Here is a 22,527-nt window from a genome sequence, read left to right on the forward strand (position 1 = left end):
TTGAATTTTTCATTAAGTACAGAAGTAAGCGAGGAATCAAAGAAAGCCTTATCGGATTCTATAAAAGAGAATAAAAGCTTAATTGGATGTAATATTTTAGGTTATAAGATAGGCATGAAATCTCAAGATAGACAAGAATTGGACGCACAAATTACAGAAATAACTGATGAAAATAACCTTACTCTAAAAGATGTAGCAGAAGTTTTGAAAAATTATTATGAAAATCCTAATATAATATATCAAATGAGATATTTGGCCATTATTTCAAGTTATATAAAGGATTAAATCAAAATTACCTTAAAGAAGCATTACAAAACTTAGGCGTCACTGATACAGACAAATTTTTTGAAACCTTAGATAAACTGAGAGCAGGGGTAACTAGTTTCTATGAAGAGGGCTAATATAAAAGTCTAAAATAATTTATAGCATAAAACTATTTTTTGGCTATTATTAGTCATTATTTTAAATCAAATATAATGACTAATATATTATCACCTGAAAAAAGTGAAAATGATCAAGAATTGCCGATAAGGCCATCATATTTGCAAGAATTTGTCGGTCAACAGCAGATTAAAGAAAATCTTTCGGTATTTATTAAGGCTGCAAAATCTCGAAATGAGCATCTGGATCATACTTTATTTTACGGTCCGCCCGGGCTTGGTAAAACTACGCTTGCTAAAATTATCTCTAACGAAATCGGCGGTAATTTTAAATCCACCTCCGGTCCTGCTATACTTAAGGTAGCTGATCTTGCTGCTATTCTTACCAATCTTGAAAAGAACGATGTATTATTTATTGATGAAATCCACCGCTTAAATACTGCGGTTGAAGAGGTTTTATATCCTGCTATGGAAGATTTTGAGCTTGATATAATTATCGGTGAAGGATCTGCTGCAAGGTCAGTGAAAATAACCTTGCCGAAATTTACCTTAATCGGTGCTACCACACGCCTCGGGCTGCTTAGTAATCCTTTGCGTGATAGGTTCGGTATCCCTATGCGGCTAAATTTTTATAATACTGAGGAATTGAAAAAAGTTCTAAATAGAGCAAGTAAACTACTTGATATTGATTTGACCGATTCAGGTTCTGAAGAAATAGCTAAAAGAAGTAGAGGAACGCCAAGAATTGCATTAAGATTGCTTCGTCGTATAAGAGATTTTGCAGCAGTTGAAGGTAAATCAAGAGTAGATAAGGAAGTCTCTGATTTTGGGTTAAATCGTTTGGAAGTTGATCGCATAGGACTTGATAGCAATGATTATCGTTATCTAAAATTCATAGCGGATAATTATAACGGCGGTCCTGTCGGCATTGAAACGATTGCAGCTGCCTTATCTGAACAACGTGATGCACTTGAAGAGACCATAGAGCCTTATCTTATACAGATAGGTTTACTACAAAGAACTCCTAGAGGTAGGGTAATCACGATTGCCGCTTTTGAGCATTTGAAAATGTCTGTACCGAATCAATCACATCATCAATTTAATATTTTTAACGAGAATGAATAACAATAATTTAAATGATAACTACACAGCCGCAGATGTTATAAAAAGGCTGATAAAAGATCATATTAAACCTTACGCAAATAAAATATATTTTTCGATATTTTGTATGGTTGTTGCAGCACTTTGTACGGCAGTGATCGTACATGCGGCTAGACCTATTATTGATAAGGTTTTTTTAACGCATGATAAGAAAATGCTTATAATAATGCCCATAGTGCTTACTGTAACTTTTGTTATAAAAGGAATTTCAGAGTATTATCAGAATTATCTAATAAAATTTGTTGGGCAGAGGGTACTAAACGATTTACAGATAAAAATGTATGAGCATTTGTTATTTGCCGATATTTCTTTTATTCAAAACCAATCTTCAGGACGTTTAATATCTCGTTTTACTAATGATATTTCTTTGATGCGTGGAGCTGTTTCTAACTTACTTGTCGGATGTGCTAAACACTTCCTAACTGTAGTATGTTTAATAGCAACAATGTTTCATTTAGAACCGCTATTATCTTGCGTAGTTTTTCTTGTTTTCCCTTTAGCTGTTTATCCGGTGCAAAGGATGGGTAGAAAGATAAGAAGAATATTTGCACAGTCACAAGAAGAGCTTGGGCATTATACCTCTCGGCTTGATGAAACATTTCAGTCAATTAAGATTATTAAATCTTTTGTAGGCGAACAAATAGAAAGTAATAGAGCATCGTTGATTATTAATAATATTTTAGAGTTCTACAAAAAAACATCTAAGCTAGATGCGATGGTTGCACCGATTATGGAGGGTTTAAGCGGTCTTGCAGTTGGAGGGATGGTATGGTATGGAGGTAATCTAGTCCTGGAGGGGAAAAGTACGCCAGGGGCTCTTTTTGCTTTTTTGGCTTCTTTTGCAGCGGCTTATAGACCGTTTAAAAGTTTGGTATCGTTAAATATTAATTTGCAAGAAGGAATAGCAGCAGCTAAGAGGGTATTTAGTATTTTGGATACCGAGCCTCTTATTAAAGATCATGCAGATGCTAAAGACGTAGATTTATATAATCCACAAATTACTTTTGAAAAATTAGCTTTAAGGTTTGAGAGTAAAATAGCTATAAAATATATAGATTTAAGGCTAGAGCCTCATAAAATTATTGCGTTTGTCGGGCGTTCAGGTAGTGCTAAGACTTCGCTTAGTAATTTATTAGTGCGTTTTTATGATCCAAATGAAGGAAGAATTTTAATTAATAATCATGATATTAAAGATATTAAGCTTACTTCACTTAGAGGTCAGATTTCCTTAGTTACTCAAGATACTCATTTATTTGATACAAGCGTTGCAGAAAATATAGCATACGGTCAGGACAACGCTACAAGAGAAGAAATAATTAGAGCAGCAAAATATGCCGATGCTCATGAGTTTATTATGCATCTGCCGAATGGTTACGACACGCAGATAGGGGGGCAGGGGACGACTCTTTCAGGCGGTCAGCGTCAGCGTTTATCTATTGCTAGAGCTTTCTTAAAAGATGCCCCTATTTTAATTTGGGATGAAGCAACAAGCAGCTTAGACCAAGCTTCCGAACAGAAAATTCTAGAATCGTTAAAGAAATTACGCCAAGGAAAAACCACTTTAATTATTACGCATCGTTTAAGCAGTATTACCGATCTTGATAATATTATCGTCATGAAAAACGGTGAGATTTGTGAACAAGGAACTCATACACAATTGCTTAAGAATAAAGATGAATATTATAGGTTGTATAATAAGGAGTTAAGAGAAAATGGTTGATTTATAAAGTAAATAGCTTATATTTATTAATTATTATTGCAACACTAATATTTTCGTCATTGCGAGGAAAAATTGAAAATTTTGACGAAGCAATCCAGTAAAAAATGCATAGCATTTTTTTATTATTTTCCTAGATTGTCAAGTTGGGACTATGCCCCTATTCGCAATGACGATTTAATGAAATATCACAATGCGTATTACCAAGATTTTTAAAGACTATCGATTATTTGAAATATTTATTTTAGGAATAGTGAGCGGTATGCCGCTGGTTATAATTTTTTCTACTCTTGCAGTATGGTTAAAAGAATCCGGTATAGATATCGCCGTTATTACTACTTTTGCGGTTGCAAGGTTATCATATTCGTTAAAAGTATTTTGGTCGCCTCTAGTCGACAATTTTAAAATACCTTTTTTAAGTAGGTGGGGACATCGCAAAAGCTGGCTTATATTATGTAGCTCTTTAATGGCTTTAGTACTAATTGCTATGAGCAAGGCAAATCCTGAAGTTTCTTTAACTTCTTTATATTTTTTGACTATATTATTAGGCTTTTTATCTAGCACGTTTGATATTGCCGTTGATGCGTTGCGTATAGATAAGTTTGATCAAGAAACACAAAGCATAGCTAGTGCAACCGCTGTATTCGGTTATCGAATCGGTATGCTTATTACAGGGGCAGGTGCTTTGTACCTTGCAGAAATAACTGGAAATAATTGGCAACTAACTTTCTGTGTTATAGCTATAATATTTGCCGTTGCAACGATATTTATAATAACCGTAAACGAAAAAGAATTAGTAAGAGAAAAAGTTAATATTATTTCTATTACTTCATGGATTTCTACAGTAATTAATCCTTTCCAGGATTTTTTCAAAAGAGAATTTGCTGCAACTATTTTACTTGCGGTAATATTTTTTAAATTAGGCGATGCTATGCTTGGAGCGGTTGCCTCACCTTTTTATATAGAGCTTGGTTATACAAAAGGCGAAATAGCAATAATAGCTAAACTTTATGGATTGATTGCAACCTTAGTCGGCGGTTTTGTCGGTGGTATTGTAATGTATAGGGTGGGGAATTTTAAAGGTTTGATTATTACCGGTATTGCCCAAAGCTTAACGCATTTTGCATTTATTTGGCTTAATCATCAGCCTCCTTCTTTTGAAGCTTTATTAATTGCTATTACTATAGAGAATTTTGCTGCCGCTATGGGTGCTACTGCTTTAGTCGGATATATAGGTAATTTATGTAATAAAAAATATTCCGCAACACAATATGCTTTACTTAGTAGTGCTAGTAGTTTATGTAACAATACTGTCACTATTTATGCTGGAAAACTTGTAAATATGATGGGCTGGGACGGTTTTTTCCTCTTTACTATAATTTTAGCCTTGCCTGCTTTGTTTATATTAATGTATCTTAATAAAAAGGTTAATGTGTAGTAAGTATTATTTTCATTGTCATTGCGAGCGACCATAGGAAGCATGAAAATCTAGGAAAATAATAAAAAAATGTTATGCATTTTTTACTGGATTGCTTTGTCAAAATTTTTAATTTTTCCTCGCAATGACGAAAAATCACATTTGGTTTAATTTGAATAATATTTTATTTATTTAAAATGTTTAGGAAATTTTTATTACCTTATATTTTTGTCGTAACATTTTTCTTTGCGCCTATAAGCGAAGCAAAAAAAGCCGTAAGAAATACCCCTAAGCCTCCTGTTCAAACTAGTTTAGTAATTGATGCAAAAAGCGGTAAAGTATTGCAGGCCCATAATTCACAAATTCGGATTTACCCCGCTTCTTTAACTAAGCTAATGACTCTATACTTAATGTTTGAAGCAATTGAAGCCGGTAAGTTACCTTTAGATAAAAAATTACTTGTATCAGCAAAAGCTGCAAAAATGCCACCGTGTAAGCTGGGTTTAAAAGCAGGGGAAACTATAACTGTTCGAGAGGCAATTAATGGATTAATTATAAAATCTGCTAATGATGCTGCTGTAACGGTTGCTGAGGGCATGAAAGGTTCAGAGAAAGCTTTTGCTCATTTAATGAATGTTAAAGCTAAACAGCTCGGTATGAAGAATACCTATTTTAAAAATGCTTCAGGTTGGCATGACCCATTGCAGCAAACTACCGCAAGAGATATAGCTAAACTTGCTATGGCTTTGAAGAGAGATTATCCTAAATTTTATCCGTTATTTGCTAAAACCAGCTTTGTATTTCGTGGAAATGTAGTAAACGGACATAATAGGGTTACTAAAAATTATCAAGGTGCAGAAGGGATGAAAACAGGTTTTCATACACCGGCAGGTTATAATTTAGTAACTACTGCTTCTAGGAACGGTAAATCATTGATTGCCGTTGTTACAGGCGGTAAAAGTGCCGAATCTCGTGATCAAAAGATGATGGGGCTATTAGATCAGCATTTTAATATTAAGCCTATAGTCTCTAAACCTGCAATCAAGCTTGCCTCTAATAATAAATCTACTACAAAAGCTAAATCAAAAATAATAAAGAAAAAGAATATACGTAGTTGATATGTATCGTCATTGTGAGACCACAAAGTGGTCGTGGCAATCTCATGAGGTAATACAAAAACTCCTGAGATTGCTTCGTCAATTACTTACGTAATTTCCTCGCAATGACGTTAAAAATCGAGCCATGCAACAACGCCTACGACTATTGACGATTTAATATTCACACAGCTTTTAAGGAGTTACTGCCAATTTATACTTTAAATTTATAAGTTTTATATGACAATTAACGCTACATTTATTGTTGTTTGTAACGTTATTAGATGAAGATTTTTTAGAGTTTTGAGCTAAAGTTTTACTTTGTGGTTTTTTTAGATTAATATTTTTTAGAAATTTCTCAGTTTCATTAGGTAAATATTCTATTTTTACTTTAGTTATACCTTGATTTTTAAATGCTAAAATTTCAGCCGCTTTTTGAGAAACATCTATTATACGATTTTTCTTAAAAGGGCCTCTATCATTAACCATTAAAATTACTGCTTTATTATTGGCTTTGTTGGTAACTTTAACTAAGCAAGGGAGTGGAAGAGTTTTATGTGCAGCAGTTAATAAATTTCTATTAAATCTATCGCCATTAGCTGTTTTTTTACCGTGAAAACCGTCTTTAAGTCCACCGTACCATGAGGCATAACCTGTTTCGGTAAAAGATTTAGGGTTGTGAGGTTTGTAAGTCTTTCCTTGTATTTTATAATTTTTACCGACTTTATAATGTCCTTTATAAGTTAGATTATGAGGATCATCTTTTGATAATTCTTTGTAAGAATATTTGTGGGAATAAGGTAATCTTTTTGAGGTATTACAACCGCTTAGACCAAAACAAAAAATTAACAAAAGTAATAAACCCTTTGCATAACTTGCTCCTAAAGGTAATTTGTATACCTTTGATACTTTAAGATCTGGTAAGTCAAATTTCGGGATTCGCCTGTGTTCACGTATTTTTATACGCTGTGCAGGCTCACCACTTATTTGATTTCCAACTTTTGAAATATCTGCGGTATACGTCAAGCCGATACTCGCATCCTCACGTACTAAAGTGTATGCTGCAGTGCTACATGCCGTGTTTCCTTCAAATTTCTCTTTATTAGCTTCATTCTGCAAGAGGTCTAATTTGAATTTATGATTCTTCACTATTATCATTATTGGTGTTAAAGTTATTCATTATTTTAGCGTAACACACAACTTTTTCAACACCTTTTATTTTTGATGCAATAGAAGCAAGCTTTTCTAGCTCTTCTTCTGATCTTGCAACTCCAAATAAATAAACAATATTATCTATAGTTAGAATAGTATAATTAGCAAATTTAATGTCTTTTCTGATTAAATTTTTAGCTTTAATTTGTGTGGTTATCATACTATCTTTAGTATATTGGGCTAAGTCAAAATGATTACTGTTTTTATTTACTTTCAACTCATTAATAACTTCTTTTACGCTTTTTTGATTCCAAGCAATTTCTACGGCTTTTAACGCATCAGATTCTTTTTGAATATTTCCTGTTAATAATACTCTTCCTTGTGATACTTCAACCTTTATTTTAGCACCTAAATCTCTAAAATTATTTTTTACTAAATCCGCTTTAATGCTGGCAGAAATCCTTGCATCATTTAATGTTTCAGATATTGGTTGATCTTTTGAAGCAACAATACCGGTAGTGGTTGCTGCGGTAAAAATAGCAGGTAAACAAGCAGATAGACTAAAAGAAAGAGCTATAAAAATTAGAACTCGTAATATCATAACAATAGTACCCTACGATTTTTAAAAAGATTGTATTTGTTCAAGAATTAACTGTTTGTTTATTATAGTACCGGACAATTTTTAAAAAGCCATCGGTGTTATCTCTGTGAAAGCAGGGATCCTATGTCATCCCGCGGCTTGATCGTGGGATCCAGCTTAAAATACTAGTACTAGTATTTTAAATTGTTTGTATGGACCCCCCGTCGTCAAGCCACAGGGTGACACAGTGGATTTTACCGGTCCATGCAACAACACCTACGCGGTAATGACATAAAGTAAAAATAGTAAGGTATTATATATCATATCTTACTATCCGGTAATTTATTCTTTAATAAAAGAGGTAATTGCAGTAAAATAAATATAAAAGTAATAGGTATTACACCGAATACTTTGAATTTTACCCATGTTTCATCTGAGCAATTACGCCAAACTACTTCATTAACTACAGCCATAAAAAAGAAAAAAGCCGCTGTTCTATAGCTTAAGGTTATCCAACTTTCTTCTTTAAGACGTACTATACTCTCTAAAGCATATTTGATAAAAGGATTTTTTCTTATACCGCTCATGAGAAATATTATTCCAAAAATAACATATAATATAGTAGGTTTGATTTTTATATACATTGAATCGCCGCTAATTAAAGTAATACTTCCCGAAACTAATAAAACAGTCGTAGAAATAATAGAAAGCTTCGATACTTTCTTATCTATAACATAACAAAGGGTAATACAAATAACAGAGGTAATAAGCATATAAAGAGTAGCGTGTTGTATACCGCCTCCATAAAAAAAGCCTGCAAAAAATGCTATTACCGGACCAATTTCTGATAAAAATTTTAACATATTTAATTTAATTGTTCTCTTTGATAAAATTAATTTGATTCATTTTTTTGTACTGATATTAAGTTATTTTTGGAATATCTTAATTTTATTTGTATGAAAATATTTATCAGTAATATAGTAGTAAAATAAGCCAGTACTTGTAGCCCGTTAGGTCTTGCAATATAACCGGTAACAATATGTAAGATTTTACCTATCATACTTCTATCTGCTACTAACCATGAACTATCCCAAAGTTGATCGGATAAAAACATAATTAGACCGGAAGAGGTTAAAATACCTGCAGCACTTGCTGCAAATCCACCTGCTATTAGCATTAATAATATGGTAGAGATTTTAAAAATATATTTTTGATTAGCAATCTTAATGAAACCGAAATATATTACTAAACCAAGTAAGAAGCCACTTGTAGCACCTATTATCACTCCTTGCAAGTAAATACTGCTTGATATTGTTTCAACTGAAGATATGCTATATACTAAAATAATAATTTCTGCACCTTCTCGTAATATAGTAGTGGCAACTAAAAAAAACAACATGAAATAACTGGCATTACCTTCATGAATTTTTACTGATAAGTCGTTTATATGTTGCTTTACTTTTATACCGTAACCTTGCATCCATATTATTGTCCAGCTAATCAGAATTGTTATTAGTATCATAATTCCGGAATTGAATAACTCATCGCCTATTCCGCCAAAAGATAAAGATAATTTACGTGTAAAAAATGCAAAAATTGAAGCAAATACTACTCCAAGCATTACTCCAGCAATAATATAAAGACGAGATTTTTCTATTTGTTTTGTTACGACGAGTATTATACCAAGTAATAAGGATATTTCTAAACATTCACGAAACACTACTAAAGCAATTTTAAACATATTTTTTATCTAATCATTAACAATTATAAAACCCTGCGCCGTATCTTGATGAAAATCTCCAAAAAATTCATATTTTCCGGACTTGAGAGGTGCAAGTATAATATGTATTGACTCATTTGGCATAACTATTTTTTCACGATGTAAATCGTAACTTTCAAACTCTTCTACCGTATCATCTTCATTATGAACAATTAACCTTATCTTAGTCGATTTTGGTACTTCAACTATATTCGGAACAAATTTATGATCTTGTATAGCTATCTTTACTTCTAATATATTATCATTTGTTTTATTATCGGAACTCTTACTTGTAGAGATATAAATAATTACTGCTAAAAATATTAAACCTACTAATATAATAATATTTTTGTTTTTTTTAATAATTTCCATACTATAATTAAAGTTTAAAGTAAGATGCTTATATACTCGTTTAATTTGAGTTTTAAATTTTTAATAATTACAAAATTTATCCTGCAATTTTTATTAATGCTATAAGATATACAATTATTATCATTATGACAAGGATAGATAATAAAATATAATTTTTTTGTCTTTGAATTTTATTTTGTTTCATATTTATTTAATTTTGTTTAAAGTCTCCTAGTTCAAGCAAAAGATATTCATTTATCGGTAACGATTCATGAGAAATAATTTTATTTATGTTAGAACCTAAAGTTTTAAATGTTTTGCCTTCAGCAATAACACTGCGTGTTCCAATCGTTACTTTACCTTGCAAGGCGTAAGAAAAAATTAAAGGATATGTAATATCGCCGATTTTCATATCTATTGGTTGTCCTTTTGCTTTTGAATCATATAGTATTTTACCGTTTGATAAGCGAGTAATTTTAGCATTAAAGCTTACTTTGTCACCACATAATAAAGGAACACGATAAGCTATCTCATCGTCATAAATTTTAACTTCATTACTTTTAACAAAATTTTGCGGTAATATGGATTTTAAAATTACATTAACTTTATAATTATAAGCATCATCGAAGATAATATTATTACTATTATTAACAGCATATTTTGCCGGAATAATAGCTTCTCGTGCTTCTCCTACCATCATACCGATTATTACATTATCTAAGCCAAGCATTACAGGAGCAGAGCCTAAAGTAAAAGTCTTAGTATCTTCAGATATTAAAGTATTGTTCATATCTGATATTTGATAAAATACGGTAACTACATGTCCGCAAGAAGCGGGACCGATATTACCGCTACCGAGAGTATTAATTTTGAACAGTGTTTTTACTAAATCCTTACGTACTTCAATAGTGTAATCATTAGGATTGATAGGTCCATTTAACGGTTGTAAAATATTTTCAAAAAATGCTTTCCCTTCTTCGGTTTTAAGAGCATTTATTACTATTTTTGAAACCGTACGTTCAAATAAGTTGCCGTTTAATGAAATAGGAGGTTCATTATTTATACTAGTTTGGTTTTCATTGGTAGATGAATTATTTGAAGCCGTTTGCTCTACAGTTGTAAGATTATTGTTGTCGGGAGATATTTTTAACTTTACTATATTGTAAAGTATTAGAATTACAATTATTAAAGATAAAAATTTTTGCATATATATAATATTTTAGTATAACAAAGTTTACTATAACAATCAATTACTTAATAATCAAATGAGAATAAAAATAATTTGATTAATAAAAATAATTGATTTAAATTTAGATGCAGAATTTTATAAATATAGTGGTGAAAAGTGAAAAAATTTATATTTTGTTTTTTATGTTTATGGACATTAAACATATTTGCTTCTTCTAAAACTTACCCTAATAAGCTTAATCGTTGTAAAATTACTAGAAATATATTTAATGATTATGAACCAAAAGTTTTTGAAACTACTAATAATTTATTACGTAAAACAGGAAGATTATCAAAATTTTACGGTGAAAGAATATTAATTAAAGGAAAAGTATTAGATCAAAATTGCGTGCCGGTTGCGGATGCTAAAGTTTATTTATGGCAAGCAGGAAGCGGGGGTAAATATCCTTACGAACCTTTAAAAACTAGAGTTGATAAAAGAAGATTTACAAGTAAAAGCGATTCAAGTTTTACCGGTTCCGGTATTGCTACTACTAATAATAAAGGAGAATATTACTTTATTAGTATGTTGCCTTATACATCTTCTCGTTATTTGAGCAGTGCAAATATAAGAATAGAGCATCCTAGTCTTACTACTCTCGAAACACGCTTAGACTTATCTAATCAAAATATGTGTGATAATGAGTGCGGTGAAGTAAATCCGATATTGATCGAACCGCAAGAAAATATGCCGTCTTATTGTTTTGACTTAGTTTTGCAAGGTACGACGCTTAAGAGGTATTGATACAGTAAGTCATTGCGAGGAAAATTACGAAGTAATTTGACGAAGCAATCTCAGGATATTTGACGAGATTGCCACGCAGTCTACGACTGCTCGCAATGACGTTTTGCCTCTTTCTGCGGTGCTTCTAAAGGCTTTTTTATACCACAACTACATAATGTAAGTGCTAATACGAATAAATAAAATGTCTTCATTACTATAAATTATTATATGACCTTAAGAAATTATAATAAATATCTTATATATATTATAGTATTTTTATTATATATAATAATTTTTATTCCTAAAATTCATGCTAGGCTCTATGAGCAGCCTAAGGATAAATTAGCATTTTTAAGAGGTTCAAGCGTTCCTGATAATATAATTTTTTTTGATGAAGAAAAAAATCAATATTCTCTTGATCAGTTTGAAGGAAAGACTATATTGTTAGTGTTTTGGGCTACTTGGAGTGCTCCTTGTGTCAAAGAAATGCCTGACCTTGATATGTTGCAAAAAGATTTTAGGAAATTACCTTTTTCAGTAATTCCGATTTCAGAAGATTATCAAGACATAAAAGTTGTGAAAGAATATTTTAAAAGCTATCAAATAAGATATTTGCCGATTTATCATGATTATAGAAATGAATTATTTAAAGCCTTAGGGGTTGTTAGTTTGCCGACTAGTATATTAATAGACCCAAACGGCAAAATAGTAACTAGCTTTGTCGGCAATACAAATTGGTATGACGAAAAAGTTAGAGGTACTATTTTATCTGCCATTTCCGGAAATTATCCTGAACCTAAAAATAGTTATAACGCGCAATCTCTGAATAAACCGGCTAAGCCTTTGCTGCCAATAAAAAAGGATGCTCTATAGTAACTCCAAGTAAATAGACGAAGTGTAATTTGGAAAAGAGCAAGGAGTCTATAAGGCGAGGAGCGGAGCGTATACTTAATAGGTGAGTACCGCAGATCTTATAAGACAACATAGCCAATTTTTCAAATGAAACGAGTATATTAAATTAAAAATGAGTAAAATTAATGAATGAAGTAAATAAATCAACTATGGCGAATGCTGAATTTGATCAGATAATAACCAAACGACAGATAAGTAAATTAGATCAATTATTTGCTTCGGTTTTTGGTAATTCTAAAGAGGTGATTGCCGTTTTACGCCTTAGCGGTGTTATCGGTAAAGTAAGTACTATGCAATCGGGACTTACGTTAGAATCATTAAATGCACTAATAGAAAAAGCTTTTAAAATAAAGAAATTAAAAGCATTATGTTTAATTATTAATTCTCCCGGCGGTTCTCCGGTACAATCTGAACTTATTGCAAAACGTATTCGTGATCTTGCTGAAGAAAATAAAATAAAAATTTATAGTTTTATTGAAGATATGGCGGCTTCAGGCGGATATTGGTTGGCTTGCAGCGGTGACCGGATATATGCTTTGCCAAGTTCGGTTATCGGTAGTATCGGAGTAGTATCAAGCGGATTCGGTTTTCATGAAGCAATTAATAAACTTGGGATAGAGAGGAGAGTTTATACGGAAGGCAAGAATAAATCAGTATTGGATCCGTTTAAACCTATTAATAAAGATGATCTTAAAATTATCAAAGATTTGCAAAAGCAGGTTTATGAACATTTTATAGAATATGTAAAAACAAGAAGAGCAGGGAAGTTAACTCAGCAAGACGAAATTTTATTTAACGGTGAATTTTGGGCAGGGCAAACGGCGCTTGATTACGGCTTAATTGATGGCATAGGTGATATGTATAGCGTAATGAAAGAAAAATTCGGTGATAATATTAAGTTTCAATATCTGTGTGCTAAGCAACCTTGGCTTAAAAAGAAACTTGGCATGGGAAGTAAGATATTAACCGATAATCTTGCTAATTCTTTAATTGATGCGGTAGAAAATAAAATTATTAACGATAAATTTGATATGAAATAATATGACAATAACACAAGTTAAAATTAAAAAACTAGAAAATTTTTCCGGCAGTTTGCCGGAATATGCTACAGAGCATAGTGCGGGGATGGATTTAATAGCCGCAAACGAGCAACCTATAACAATAAAAGCAGCCGCAATACAGCTAATTCCAACAGGCATCGCTATAGCACTACCGGATTCGTTTGAAGCCCAAATAAGACCCCGTTCGGGTCTTGCCGTTAAACACGGTATCACGGTTGCTAATTCACCCGGTACTATTGATGCAGATTATCGAGGTGAAATAAAGGTCATTCTTATTAATCTCGGTAAAGAAGATTTTATTATAGAAAAAGGCATGCGAATTGCACAGATGATAATCGCAAAGTACGAACGTATATTATGGGAAGAAAGTATTAGTCTTATGGAAACGATGCGTGGTAGCGGTGGCTTTGGTTCTACCGGTGTTTAGTGGGTCTCTATGTCATTCCCGCGTAGGCGGGAATCCAGAAAAATAACCTTAATATTGATACACAAATTACATATTAGATAAACCTATAAAAAATAAGTTTTTTATAGGTTTTACTGGATTCCTGCTTTCGCAGGAATGACATTAACGAGCCATATAACAACGCTTTTAGTAGCTCGTAATGACTATTAGGTATCCACGCAACAAATCATAAAACTTATGAAAATCACAATAGAATTGTTAATTTCTATATTGTTGTTATTAGCTTTGAAAGTAAATGCTAATTCTGATGCTGTAGATAATGTTAAACAAGTTTTTACCTATATCGATCAAAAAAATTGGTCACAAGCCGAAGATTTAGCTCTAGAAGTAAATAATAAAATTTTAACAAAAATTGTACTTTCTCAGAAATATTTAGATAATAAATATTCAGATAATAGTTTTGAACATGTAATAAGGTTTTTATGCAATAACCCGGATTGGCCTCAAAATAAGCTGCTTGAAGAAAGAGCAGAAGAATATCTAAATAATAATACAAATAAAAAAGTAATTGTTGATTGGTTTAGTAAACATCCTCCTCTTACCGGCAAAGGTTATAAATTTTATGCGGCAGCTGCAAGTAGTTTAATCAAAGATCAGAAGATATTACTACCTATTATTAAAGAGGCTTGGGTATACGCCAATTTCACTCCTGAAGAAGAAAATGCATATTACAATAAGTGGCATAAATATTTAACTGCGAGTGATCATTTAGAGCGAATAGAAGAACATTTATGGAAAAATGATATTAGATCTGCTAAGCAATCCCTGAAATATGTAGAGCAAGGTTACCGTAATTCTTTTAAAGTCCAAATTGCGATTATAGGTAAATCGCCAAATGCTGAAAAGCTTTTTAAAAGTGTTCCTGAAAAATACCATACTTCCGGTTTATTATATCGTTATTTAGATTTTAAAAAAATGCAAAAGCCGACAAAGGAAATTATTACTTTGTTTAAGAAAGCTAAAAATAACCGTAAACATTTTGCTAAATGGTGTCGTATTCAGTCCTATTATGCTCGTGAATTCATCGATTACAAAGATTTTGCTAATAGCTATAGAATGGCAACGCTTCCTTTTGCTACTTGTCCTGAAACTATAAGGGAGCAGGAGTGGCTTGCGGGCTGGCTTTCTTTAAGTTTTTTAAAAAAGCCTGATCAAGCATTAGTACATTTTAATAAGTTTATTAAAGTTGTTAAGACTCCGATTAGTTTGGCACGTGGGTTTTATTGGCTCGGTCGTACTTATGCAGCAAAAGGCGATAAGCAAATGGCTAGAAAATTTTACGAGCAGGCAGCTAAATATTCTTTTACCTTTTATGGGCAGGTAGCAAATATTGAATTAAATAGGACAAAGTTAGTTTTACCTCCTATTCCCGTAATAACTTCTGAAGAAAGGAAAATTATAGAAAATAAAGAGATTATTAAAGCAATAAGGTTATTGGTTAAATATGATAAAAACTACTTAGCCCTGATATATTCCAAAGCAGCAATGAAAAATACTAAAAATTCTGCAGAAATTCAAATAATTGCGAATATTATTAAAGCCAATAATAATACTAATCATATGGTTGAGGTGGCAAAAATTGCTGCCCAAAATAATGCTTTTATTCCGGATTGTGCTTTTCCAACGCCTTATAATCTAGTAGGTTTGCCTATCCCACCTCATTTAACTTATGGAATAATTAGACAAGAATCGGTTTTTGATCATAAAGCAGTAAGTGATGCAAATGCTATGGGTCTCATGCAACTTATTAAAGGTACTGCTTGTGATACCGCAAGGTCCATAAATGTTAAATGTAATGTAGCAGACTTAACTAGAAATCCGGTATATAATATTAAACTTGGTGCGCATCATTTCAAAAAATTATTAGATAATCATAAAGGTTCTTATATTCTATCCATTGCTTCTTACAATGCCGGAAGTCATAATGTAGTAAAATGGATAGATAGGTTTGGTGATCCAAGGGATATAAAAGATACAAGAAAAGTTATTGACTGGATAGAACTTATACCTTATCGAGAAACAAGAGATTACGTTCAAAGAGTACTTGAAAATGTTCAGATTTATCGGGTAATCTTAAATAAGAATAGTAGTTTGTACTTTAAGCGTGACTTACATGCTTGTGATATAGCAAAAAGTTAATTTCTATTAGTGCTTTATTTTGACATATAGTAATATATAAGTATAACATCAACACTAATTAAAAACTATGAATTAAGGAGCAGAGTATGAAAAAATTAGAGCAACACTTTAAAAAACAGCGCAATGGTCACGATATTCAAGTAAAGAAATATAAAAACGATCTTGATGTAATCGGCATTAGATATGACCATAAATTTGCACATGTTGCAGTTCCAAATCATGCTACCGGCGGTTTTGAATATTTTAAATGGGATTGGATGACAAGCATTACGGATAGTCATTCAGAAATAGTACCAAGATTTAAGAAAATAGTAAGCATTTTAAAAGAAGCTAAAAGTAACCCAGCCCAGTATGAAAACTTAGTATCTAACTTGGATGCTAGTACTAAAAATGCACTTGAGGTTACTATTAAGAGTAATAATATTACTGTACCGATACAAGACACTAATAAGGTAATGTCAGAAATATTATCAGGAATGCAAACATGGCTAGATACAAAAAGTCATATCCCTATGGACCTTAAACAAAAATTTTTAGATTTAGGTTCTAATCATTTAGAACTATTCATAAAAGCTGCTTATAACAAATTTAACAATAAGTGGATAGTTAAAGAGTTTGTTGATAATGCTGTAAAAACTGGAGAAGAAGGTAGAAAATATCTAGCCGATTGTGATTGTAGTTCAACTGACCAGCTATGGACAAAGCTTGTTGAACCTATAATAGAAAACCTTAGAATAAGCGAAAATTCAACTGATAAATCTGAATATGATGAAATATCAGAGGCTTCGGCGAATAAACTTGGAGCAAAAGTAAAGACTTTAGCACTATCTAATACTCATGAACTACCAGCACAAAAAGAAGCATTAAAGCTTGTATATGATATGAGGAAAGGTTATATAGATAAAGCAACTGTTGTTAAGAACATTAATTTTTTTGGTCAGGATGATACTGTATTAGGTGGGTCTGTAGAATATAGTGGCCTTACTATTGACCAAATTAGGTCTAAAGCAGTAGAGATTGCCGGTGATGATGCTGCTTTAGAATAGCTTCTTAAGGTTATTCGCATTGTCTATGTCATGTCTGTCCCCAGCTAAAATGGGAATCCAGTGCTTGCCTCTGTCATAGCGTGTCTTGTCCACGGTATCTAGAAAAAATAAAATAAAGACTGGATGCCGTGGTCACGCCACGGCATGACATAGTAGGTTTACCTGTTCATATAACAATACCTATCAATTATATTCATGATTCTTAAAAATATATCTTTACTAATAATATTATTTTTTTCAATATCAACTTTTGCTGCTGGTCATAGTCTAAAAAATATCTCTATTACTGTTGTTGCTCCGGCAACAGGAGCGGATAATAAAACCTTGTCGGATTTAAAAAATATTAATGGACTAAATTTACAAATTTCTTCTAAGTGTTTTGCTAAAGGTAAGCTACCCTTTCTTGCAAGTAGCGATGAAGTAAGATTTAATTGCCTGCGGGATGCATTATTTGATGAGTCTGATAATATAGTATGGAGTTTACGAGGTGGTTACGGCTCTGCGAGAATAATTCCCGATTTACTAAAGCTATCAAAACCAAATAAAGAGAAATTCTTTATAGGATATAGCGATATAACAGCGTTACATCTTTTTCTATCACAAGAATGGGGCTGGAAAACTATTCACGGCAGTAATATAGCCGATCTCTTAAAGCCGGAACAAGATCAAGGTAATTTTACCAAGCTTGCTGAAATATTAAAAGGTAAAGTAAAGCAGGTTACTATAGATAATTTAGTGCCTCTGAACGATATAGCAAAATCAAGTGATCTTGTTAACGGCAAACTAACAGGCGGTAACTTAACTATGGTGCAGACTAGTATAGGAACGAGTTGGCAAATAAAGACTAAGGGCAAAATTCTTTTTTTAGAAGATGTGAATGTAGTTCCTTTTAGATTAGATCGTGAGCTTTTACACTTAAAGCAAGCAGGGTTACTTGAGGATGTTAAGGCTATAATATTTGGTTCATTTGGTAAAGATTTTGATGCCACAATGTTAGTGCTTCGTAATTTTGCAGATAGTTTAGATATACCGGTATTTAAAACAAATAGATTCGGTCATGAAAAAATTAACGATCCGATTATTTATAATACGAATAGTAAGATTATTAAAAGTAAAGCATTTAAGTTAGTGATGGGGTTGTAAGCACTATTGCGAGCAGTTGCTAAGCCGTCATTGCGAGCGACTGAAAGCCTTGTTGCATGGTTTGTTTATGTCATATTCCCGTGTAGGCGGGAATCCTAGGGTAAAGCGAGATAAATCGAGCTTTAAAAAAAGTTTTAAAGTACTGGATTCCTGCCTACGCGGGAATGACATTGAGTCTTAAGTTGACACCCATGCACCTGCACAGGAATGACATAATGAGCCTATCGACTCAAATGCAAATAATCATTATACTTTGATAAATTCAAATCATAAGAAAAGAATTTATTTGTAATATAATGTTCAAGTAATTTTACTAATCCTGCTTTATGTCTATTTAAAGTCTCGATGCTTAAAGCTATTTCCGTTGTGTGCACATAAGGTTCGGTACTAGTTATTTTTACGTATGCGATAGTAATATTGTTATTTATAACTGGATTCCTGCTTTCGCGGGAATAACACAAAAGGGGCTGGGGATGACATAAAAGGGACAGAGAATTACATTGCGTAAATCCGTTTTCTAGTAACATCAAACTTTCTATGATAAGTTGCGGAGAGAGTCCAAGCTCTATTTCTTTCTTAGTCGGAATAGTACCGGTCTTATAATCTAGTATAGTTATATTGTTTGATTTACTTATTTCAATTCGGTCAGCTATACCGATTATTTTTATATCTTGACCTACAATATTTAGCCGTAACTCCCCTTTAGTTTCAAAATAGATTTCTTTGCAGTTTTTTCGGCGTTCTATATCAAATAAAATAAAAGCTTTGCTGAAAGCCGTGAGTTTTATTTGCCAAGTTTTTTTGGTGTAGCTTGGTAAAATAGTGCTATATAAAATATGATTACCGATATTTATTAAAGCATTTTGTTTATCAAGCAAATTTAAATTAATATATTGTTTGTTGTAATTTTTAGAATATTCCTCTAAAACTTTATGAATCAAATTACCGAAATCTGATATTTTAGGTTCTTCCCATATATGATCTTTTTTACGTAGTCCAAGAATTTTCTTAGCATAAAAACCGTATGGGTTTCTTATTAATGTTTCTATTTCGGTTACTGATAAGGTGGTTGGGAAAGAGGGGCTGTGGATCTCAATACTCTTGTCATACCGTGGCTTGACCACGGTATCCATATAATTACTGGACCCCGTGATCAAGTCACGGGGTGACACAGAACCTTTTTCTAGCTTCAAAAATAAATTACTCGGCACTGACAGTTTCCCATCATATTTTTTAGCATTCAGTATAACTATTTGCTTATTTTGTAGAAATAAATTGAAGTAATCTGAATATAGAGTAGGAGCAATTTCATCGTAATCTATATTTAGTATCTGCAATGCTTTCTTGCTAAGCCATGGGTGAGCTTTAGCACTAAGTGTCCAGTTTTCATTATTAAAATGCGGTAATATAATTAAGTCAAATTCACATAATGCTAAATCTTCAGGCCGTCCTATAATAATACTAGCAGCGTCAGTATTTTTGTAATATTTGATATTAGAAAGTAAAAAAGAAAAAATTTTAGGAAAATCCTTTTTATCCGTTGAATTTATATATTTACTATATGTAGTTAAATTGGTTAAAAACTCAAGTAGTTCTGCTCCTCCTTCTTTTTCCCAAATAGTAGGCAAAAGTTTTTCAGTTATTTCTTTAGTTAAGGTTAGAATAGCTTGTATATTATGTGGAGTATCGGTAAATAAAATATCTATTAAGTTACGGCAATACTCTCTTATATCCTCATTATCAAATTGTAATTGCAATAAATATTTCGGTGAGGATATAAAACGGTTTTTATTAGATAGCATTAACTCTAACTGCTGCACAGTAGGGCAGTTAATTAAAGGATTTTTAAGTAATAAAAATAGAAGTTTTAAATCAAAATTATTACATAATATTTTAATAATGGAAGTTAGTAATTCACCTATATTAGTAAGCCTTAAGTCATTACCTAGTAGATCTTCATATTTGTCTAAAAAATTACAATATACTCTTTTAAGCTTATTATTATTTGTAACGATTGCAATCCGTCTGTCTTTATTACGGCTACATATATAAGATATTTGTTTAGTTTCTTCATAAATGTCATTAGGTTCATAATAAGATATACCATCGCTAATCTGCTTGGAGGCAGGATTATAGTGAATTATGTAATCCTTTAATTCTTCTTCAAATCTTTTTAAAAAAACATTAGGTTTGAATATTCCGGCGAGTATTACCTGCTTATGTCCTGTTTTTATTTTTATTATTTCTTCTTGTAATAGCTTTAATTTATAAACTGCTTTAGTTTGTTTTTGAGTAAACGATATTTCTTCTTGCCATCTTAAAAAGCAATATTCTAGAAATTTATAAATCTTTTGCCAATAGTTAGAATTGTTATAGACTTCAATTAATTTTATATCGATGTTATTGATTATAAGATCATTAAACAATTTTCTTAAAAGTTCTGCAGCTTTTAATGATTCATTGTTATTCAAAGGTAATTCTTTATATTCGGTGATAATGGATGATAAAATAAGTAATTCTTCTATTTTAGATATATAATCCGAATCGTTTTTTTTTGAAATAAGAGAATTAAAAGGAATAATGATAGGTAATTTAATTTTATATTTATCGGTTAAAATCTTCTTTAATTCTAGGCATGAGAAATTATTAGGCAATATTATTTGAACTTTTGTATCTTTACCTAATTTATCAATGATATACTTAGCAAAACTTTTCAAAAAAGAATAATCAGCAGTCATAAATAATGTTTTTGACGATAATATAGCAGATCAAAGGTCCGAAATCTTATTTAAAATGATAATATAGTACAATAAATAATATTTGATTATTAGTTTCTTATTAAGTATCTTTAAAATATTTTAATTTAAATTTAATAAATAAAGAAATTTTTTATATTATTTACTATTATAGTCTCTATAATATCACGCGCTTATGCTAATAATTTAAACTCACATATAGCTTATTGTGATAATATACAAGTAGAACAACAAGAAGATTTGGTAATACAAAAATTGGTTAAACTATTTGTGACTGAAATGAATTGTATTATTAGCGGCTGTTTACAACAATGGGATGTGCAAGATAATCGGGTAAAATATTCAATTACTTGGCAAGAACAATGTGGACCTGTAATTTATGGTCAGTATCAACTAGAAGGTAATTGTAGAGGTTCTACTTTTGTATATGAACGCTCTAAAAATTCCGTATATTGTTGGCCGCTTGGATATGAATATAATAAAGCGTTTGTAATATGTTCATCTAATGATGTTAAAAACTAATATTTACTTACTAACTTTTACGAATTCTTTAAATAATTCTAAATCTACTCCATTATCGTTAAGATATTCAGGATGCCATTGAACGCCGATAACAAATTTATGTTTTGTTGATTCAATGGCTTCAATTATACCGTCTTCTGCTGTTGCAGATACGATAAGATCATTACCAAGTTGTTTAGCAGCCTGGTGATGAGTCGAATTAACCATAGTTTGTAGCTGATTATTAGCTATTTTAGCAAGTTTAGTATTTGCTTCTATATTAATTGCATGCGAAACGATGTTTTTAGGCGAAGGTTGTGTATGATTAATTACAGTTTCAATATAATCAGGAATATGTTTAATAAGCGTACCCTTAAAAATAACGTTTAATAACTGCATACCTCGGCATATTCCTAAAACCGGAATATCTCTCTCTAATGCTTTCTTTAAAACTAATATCTCAAAATTATCACGTTCTTCATTGGAAACGACTATATCTTCGGCGTATTCCGGCTCATAAAATTTAGGATGTATGTCCTCATCACCGCCTGGCATTACAACACCATCAACAAGTTCCATAAGCTGATTTATTGTATCACTTTGATAAGGTAATAATAGTGGTACACCGCCGGCTGCAATAATCGCATCGGTATAGTTTCTTCGCAAGGCGTACCATGGAAAAGCAGCGTAAGTATATTTTTCACAATTTTGAGCTAAATCAGGTGTAACACCTATTATCGGTTTTTTATACATTTTATTATCATTTTATTATTTTTCTGTCAGTTATGTCATTCTTCAGAGTACCGGACAGTTCATGAAGGTCCTATCATTGCAAGCCAGCATTTATGCTGACGTGGCAATCTCAGGAGTTTTTTTTATATTATCTTATGAGATTGCCGCGTCGTTGCTAACGCAACTCCTCGCAATGATGATGACTTGGC

Annotated in this window: 21 protein-coding genes; 13 read left to right on the forward strand and 8 right to left on the reverse strand. The window is 31.8% G+C overall.

Translation table 11 applies throughout. The features are described 5' to 3' along the window. From BTU51_RS09190 to BTU51_RS03080, 5 genes are all read left to right on the forward strand, one after another. On the forward strand, window positions 1-285 hold the full coding sequence (locus BTU51_RS09190) for a hypothetical protein (protein ID WP_012262350.1): 285 nt from the start codon (window positions 1-3) through the stop codon (window positions 283-285). Between the two features lie 191 nt (window positions 286-476). Further along, window positions 477-1,505, forward strand: a complete 1,029-nt coding sequence (ruvB, locus tag BTU51_RS03065) for a Holliday junction branch migration DNA helicase RuvB (protein ID WP_012150732.1) — start codon at window positions 477-479, stop codon at window positions 1,503-1,505. After that, a complete protein-coding gene (locus BTU51_RS03070; protein ID WP_012150733.1) occupies window positions 1,498-3,261 on the forward strand; it encodes an ABC transporter ATP-binding protein in 1,764 nt (587 codons plus the stop codon). Before ruvB ends, BTU51_RS03070 begins: the two co-directional genes overlap by 8 nt. Window positions 3,262-3,451: 190 nt before the next feature. Next, window positions 3,452-4,696 carry an AmpG family muropeptide MFS transporter gene (locus tag BTU51_RS03075; RefSeq protein ID WP_012150734.1) on the forward strand — a complete coding sequence of 415 codons (1,245 nt, stop codon included), beginning with the start codon at window positions 3,452-3,454 and terminating at the stop codon, window positions 4,694-4,696. Window positions 4,697-4,872: 176 nt separating this feature from the next. Continuing rightward, a complete protein-coding gene (locus BTU51_RS03080) occupies window positions 4,873-5,793 on the forward strand; it encodes a D-alanyl-D-alanine carboxypeptidase family protein (protein ID WP_012150735.1) in 921 nt (306 codons plus the stop codon). Between the two features lie 171 nt (window positions 5,794-5,964). Here the strand turns inward: BTU51_RS03080 and BTU51_RS03085 are convergent, their stop codons facing one another. The 6 genes from BTU51_RS03085 to BTU51_RS03110 all read right to left on the reverse strand — a co-directional run bounded on the left by BTU51_RS03085 (window position 5,965) and on the right by BTU51_RS03110 (window position 10,818). Then, entirely contained in the window at window positions 5,965-6,927 is a 963-nt protein-coding gene (locus BTU51_RS03085; protein WP_012150736.1) for a septal ring lytic transglycosylase RlpA family protein, read from the reverse strand. After that, on the reverse strand, window positions 6,905-7,522 hold the full coding sequence (locus BTU51_RS03090; protein WP_012262355.1) for a BON domain-containing protein: 618 nt from the start codon (window positions 7,520-7,522) through the stop codon (window positions 6,905-6,907). Before BTU51_RS03090 ends, BTU51_RS03085 begins: the two co-directional genes overlap by 23 nt. Window positions 7,523-7,821: 299 nt before the next feature. Beyond that, window positions 7,822-8,364, reverse strand: coding sequence for a septation protein A (locus BTU51_RS03095; RefSeq protein ID WP_012150739.1), 543 nt, complete (start codon window positions 8,362-8,364; stop codon window positions 7,822-7,824). 29 nt (window positions 8,365-8,393) lie between these two features. Beyond that, window positions 8,394-9,242: an FTR1 family protein gene (locus BTU51_RS03100; RefSeq protein ID WP_012150740.1), complete on the reverse strand. Its 849-nt coding sequence runs from the start codon at window positions 9,240-9,242 to the stop codon at window positions 8,394-8,396. Window positions 9,243-9,251: 9 nt separating this feature from the next. Continuing rightward, window positions 9,252-9,632, reverse strand: a complete 381-nt coding sequence (locus BTU51_RS03105) for a cupredoxin domain-containing protein (RefSeq protein WP_012150741.1) — start codon at window positions 9,630-9,632, stop codon at window positions 9,252-9,254. Window positions 9,633-9,822: 190 nt separating this feature from the next. Further along, window positions 9,823-10,818, reverse strand: coding sequence for an FKBP-type peptidyl-prolyl cis-trans isomerase (locus tag BTU51_RS03110; protein ID WP_012150742.1), 996 nt, complete (start codon window positions 10,816-10,818; stop codon window positions 9,823-9,825). A 138-nt stretch (window positions 10,819-10,956) separates the two neighbouring features. Here BTU51_RS03110 and BTU51_RS03115 point away from each other — a divergent pair, with 138 nt between their 5' ends. From BTU51_RS03115 to BTU51_RS03145, 7 genes are all read left to right on the forward strand, one after another. Further along, window positions 10,957-11,583 carry a dioxygenase family protein gene (locus tag BTU51_RS03115; RefSeq protein WP_012150743.1) on the forward strand — a complete coding sequence of 209 codons (627 nt, stop codon included), beginning with the start codon at window positions 10,957-10,959 and terminating at the stop codon, window positions 11,581-11,583. Between the two features lie 207 nt (window positions 11,584-11,790). Then, window positions 11,791-12,435, forward strand: coding sequence for a TlpA disulfide reductase family protein (locus BTU51_RS03120; protein WP_012150744.1), 645 nt, complete (start codon window positions 11,791-11,793; stop codon window positions 12,433-12,435). A 164-nt stretch (window positions 12,436-12,599) separates the two neighbouring features. Beyond that, complete coding sequence (locus tag BTU51_RS03125; RefSeq protein ID WP_004995853.1) at window positions 12,600-13,514, forward strand: S49 family peptidase; 915 nt, start codon at window positions 12,600-12,602, stop codon at window positions 13,512-13,514. 1 nt (window position 13,515) lies between these two features. Further along, window positions 13,516-13,962: a dUTP diphosphatase gene (gene dut / locus BTU51_RS03130; protein ID WP_012150745.1), complete on the forward strand. Its 447-nt coding sequence runs from the start codon at window positions 13,516-13,518 to the stop codon at window positions 13,960-13,962. Window positions 13,963-14,178: 216 nt separating this feature from the next. After that, the gene (locus BTU51_RS03135) at window positions 14,179-16,140 is read left to right on the forward strand and encodes a lytic transglycosylase domain-containing protein (protein ID WP_012150746.1); all 1,962 of its coding nucleotides are present in this window, start codon (window positions 14,179-14,181) and stop codon (window positions 16,138-16,140) included. An 86-nt stretch (window positions 16,141-16,226) separates the two neighbouring features. Continuing rightward, a complete protein-coding gene (locus BTU51_RS03140; RefSeq protein WP_012262358.1) occupies window positions 16,227-17,186 on the forward strand; it encodes a hypothetical protein in 960 nt (319 codons plus the stop codon). 195 nt (window positions 17,187-17,381) lie between these two features. Further along, window positions 17,382-18,329, forward strand: coding sequence for an LD-carboxypeptidase (locus BTU51_RS03145; protein WP_012150748.1), 948 nt, complete (start codon window positions 17,382-17,384; stop codon window positions 18,327-18,329). Between the two features lie 221 nt (window positions 18,330-18,550). On the opposite strand, the gene BTU51_RS03150 is transcribed toward BTU51_RS03145, so the two are convergent. After that, window positions 18,551-21,067, reverse strand: a complete 2,517-nt coding sequence (locus BTU51_RS03150; RefSeq protein ID WP_012262359.1) for a PD-(D/E)XK nuclease family protein — start codon at window positions 21,065-21,067, stop codon at window positions 18,551-18,553. Between the two features lie 297 nt (window positions 21,068-21,364). On the opposite strand from BTU51_RS03150, the gene BTU51_RS09195 reads away from it, so the two are divergent. Further along, window positions 21,365-21,607, forward strand: a complete 243-nt coding sequence (locus BTU51_RS09195; RefSeq protein WP_230454132.1) for a hypothetical protein — start codon at window positions 21,365-21,367, stop codon at window positions 21,605-21,607. A 3-nt stretch (window positions 21,608-21,610) separates the two neighbouring features. On the opposite strand, the gene BTU51_RS03160 is transcribed toward BTU51_RS09195, so the two are convergent. Then, window positions 21,611-22,339 (reverse strand): gamma-glutamyl-gamma-aminobutyrate hydrolase family protein, encoded by a 729-nt coding sequence (locus BTU51_RS03160; protein ID WP_010977188.1) that lies wholly within the window; start codon window positions 22,337-22,339, stop codon window positions 21,611-21,613. Between the last annotated feature and the right edge of the window lie 188 nt (window positions 22,340-22,527).

Source organism: Rickettsia rickettsii (genome assembly GCF_001951015.1).
GTDB lineage: Bacteria > Pseudomonadota > Alphaproteobacteria > Rickettsiales > Rickettsiaceae > Rickettsia > Rickettsia rickettsii.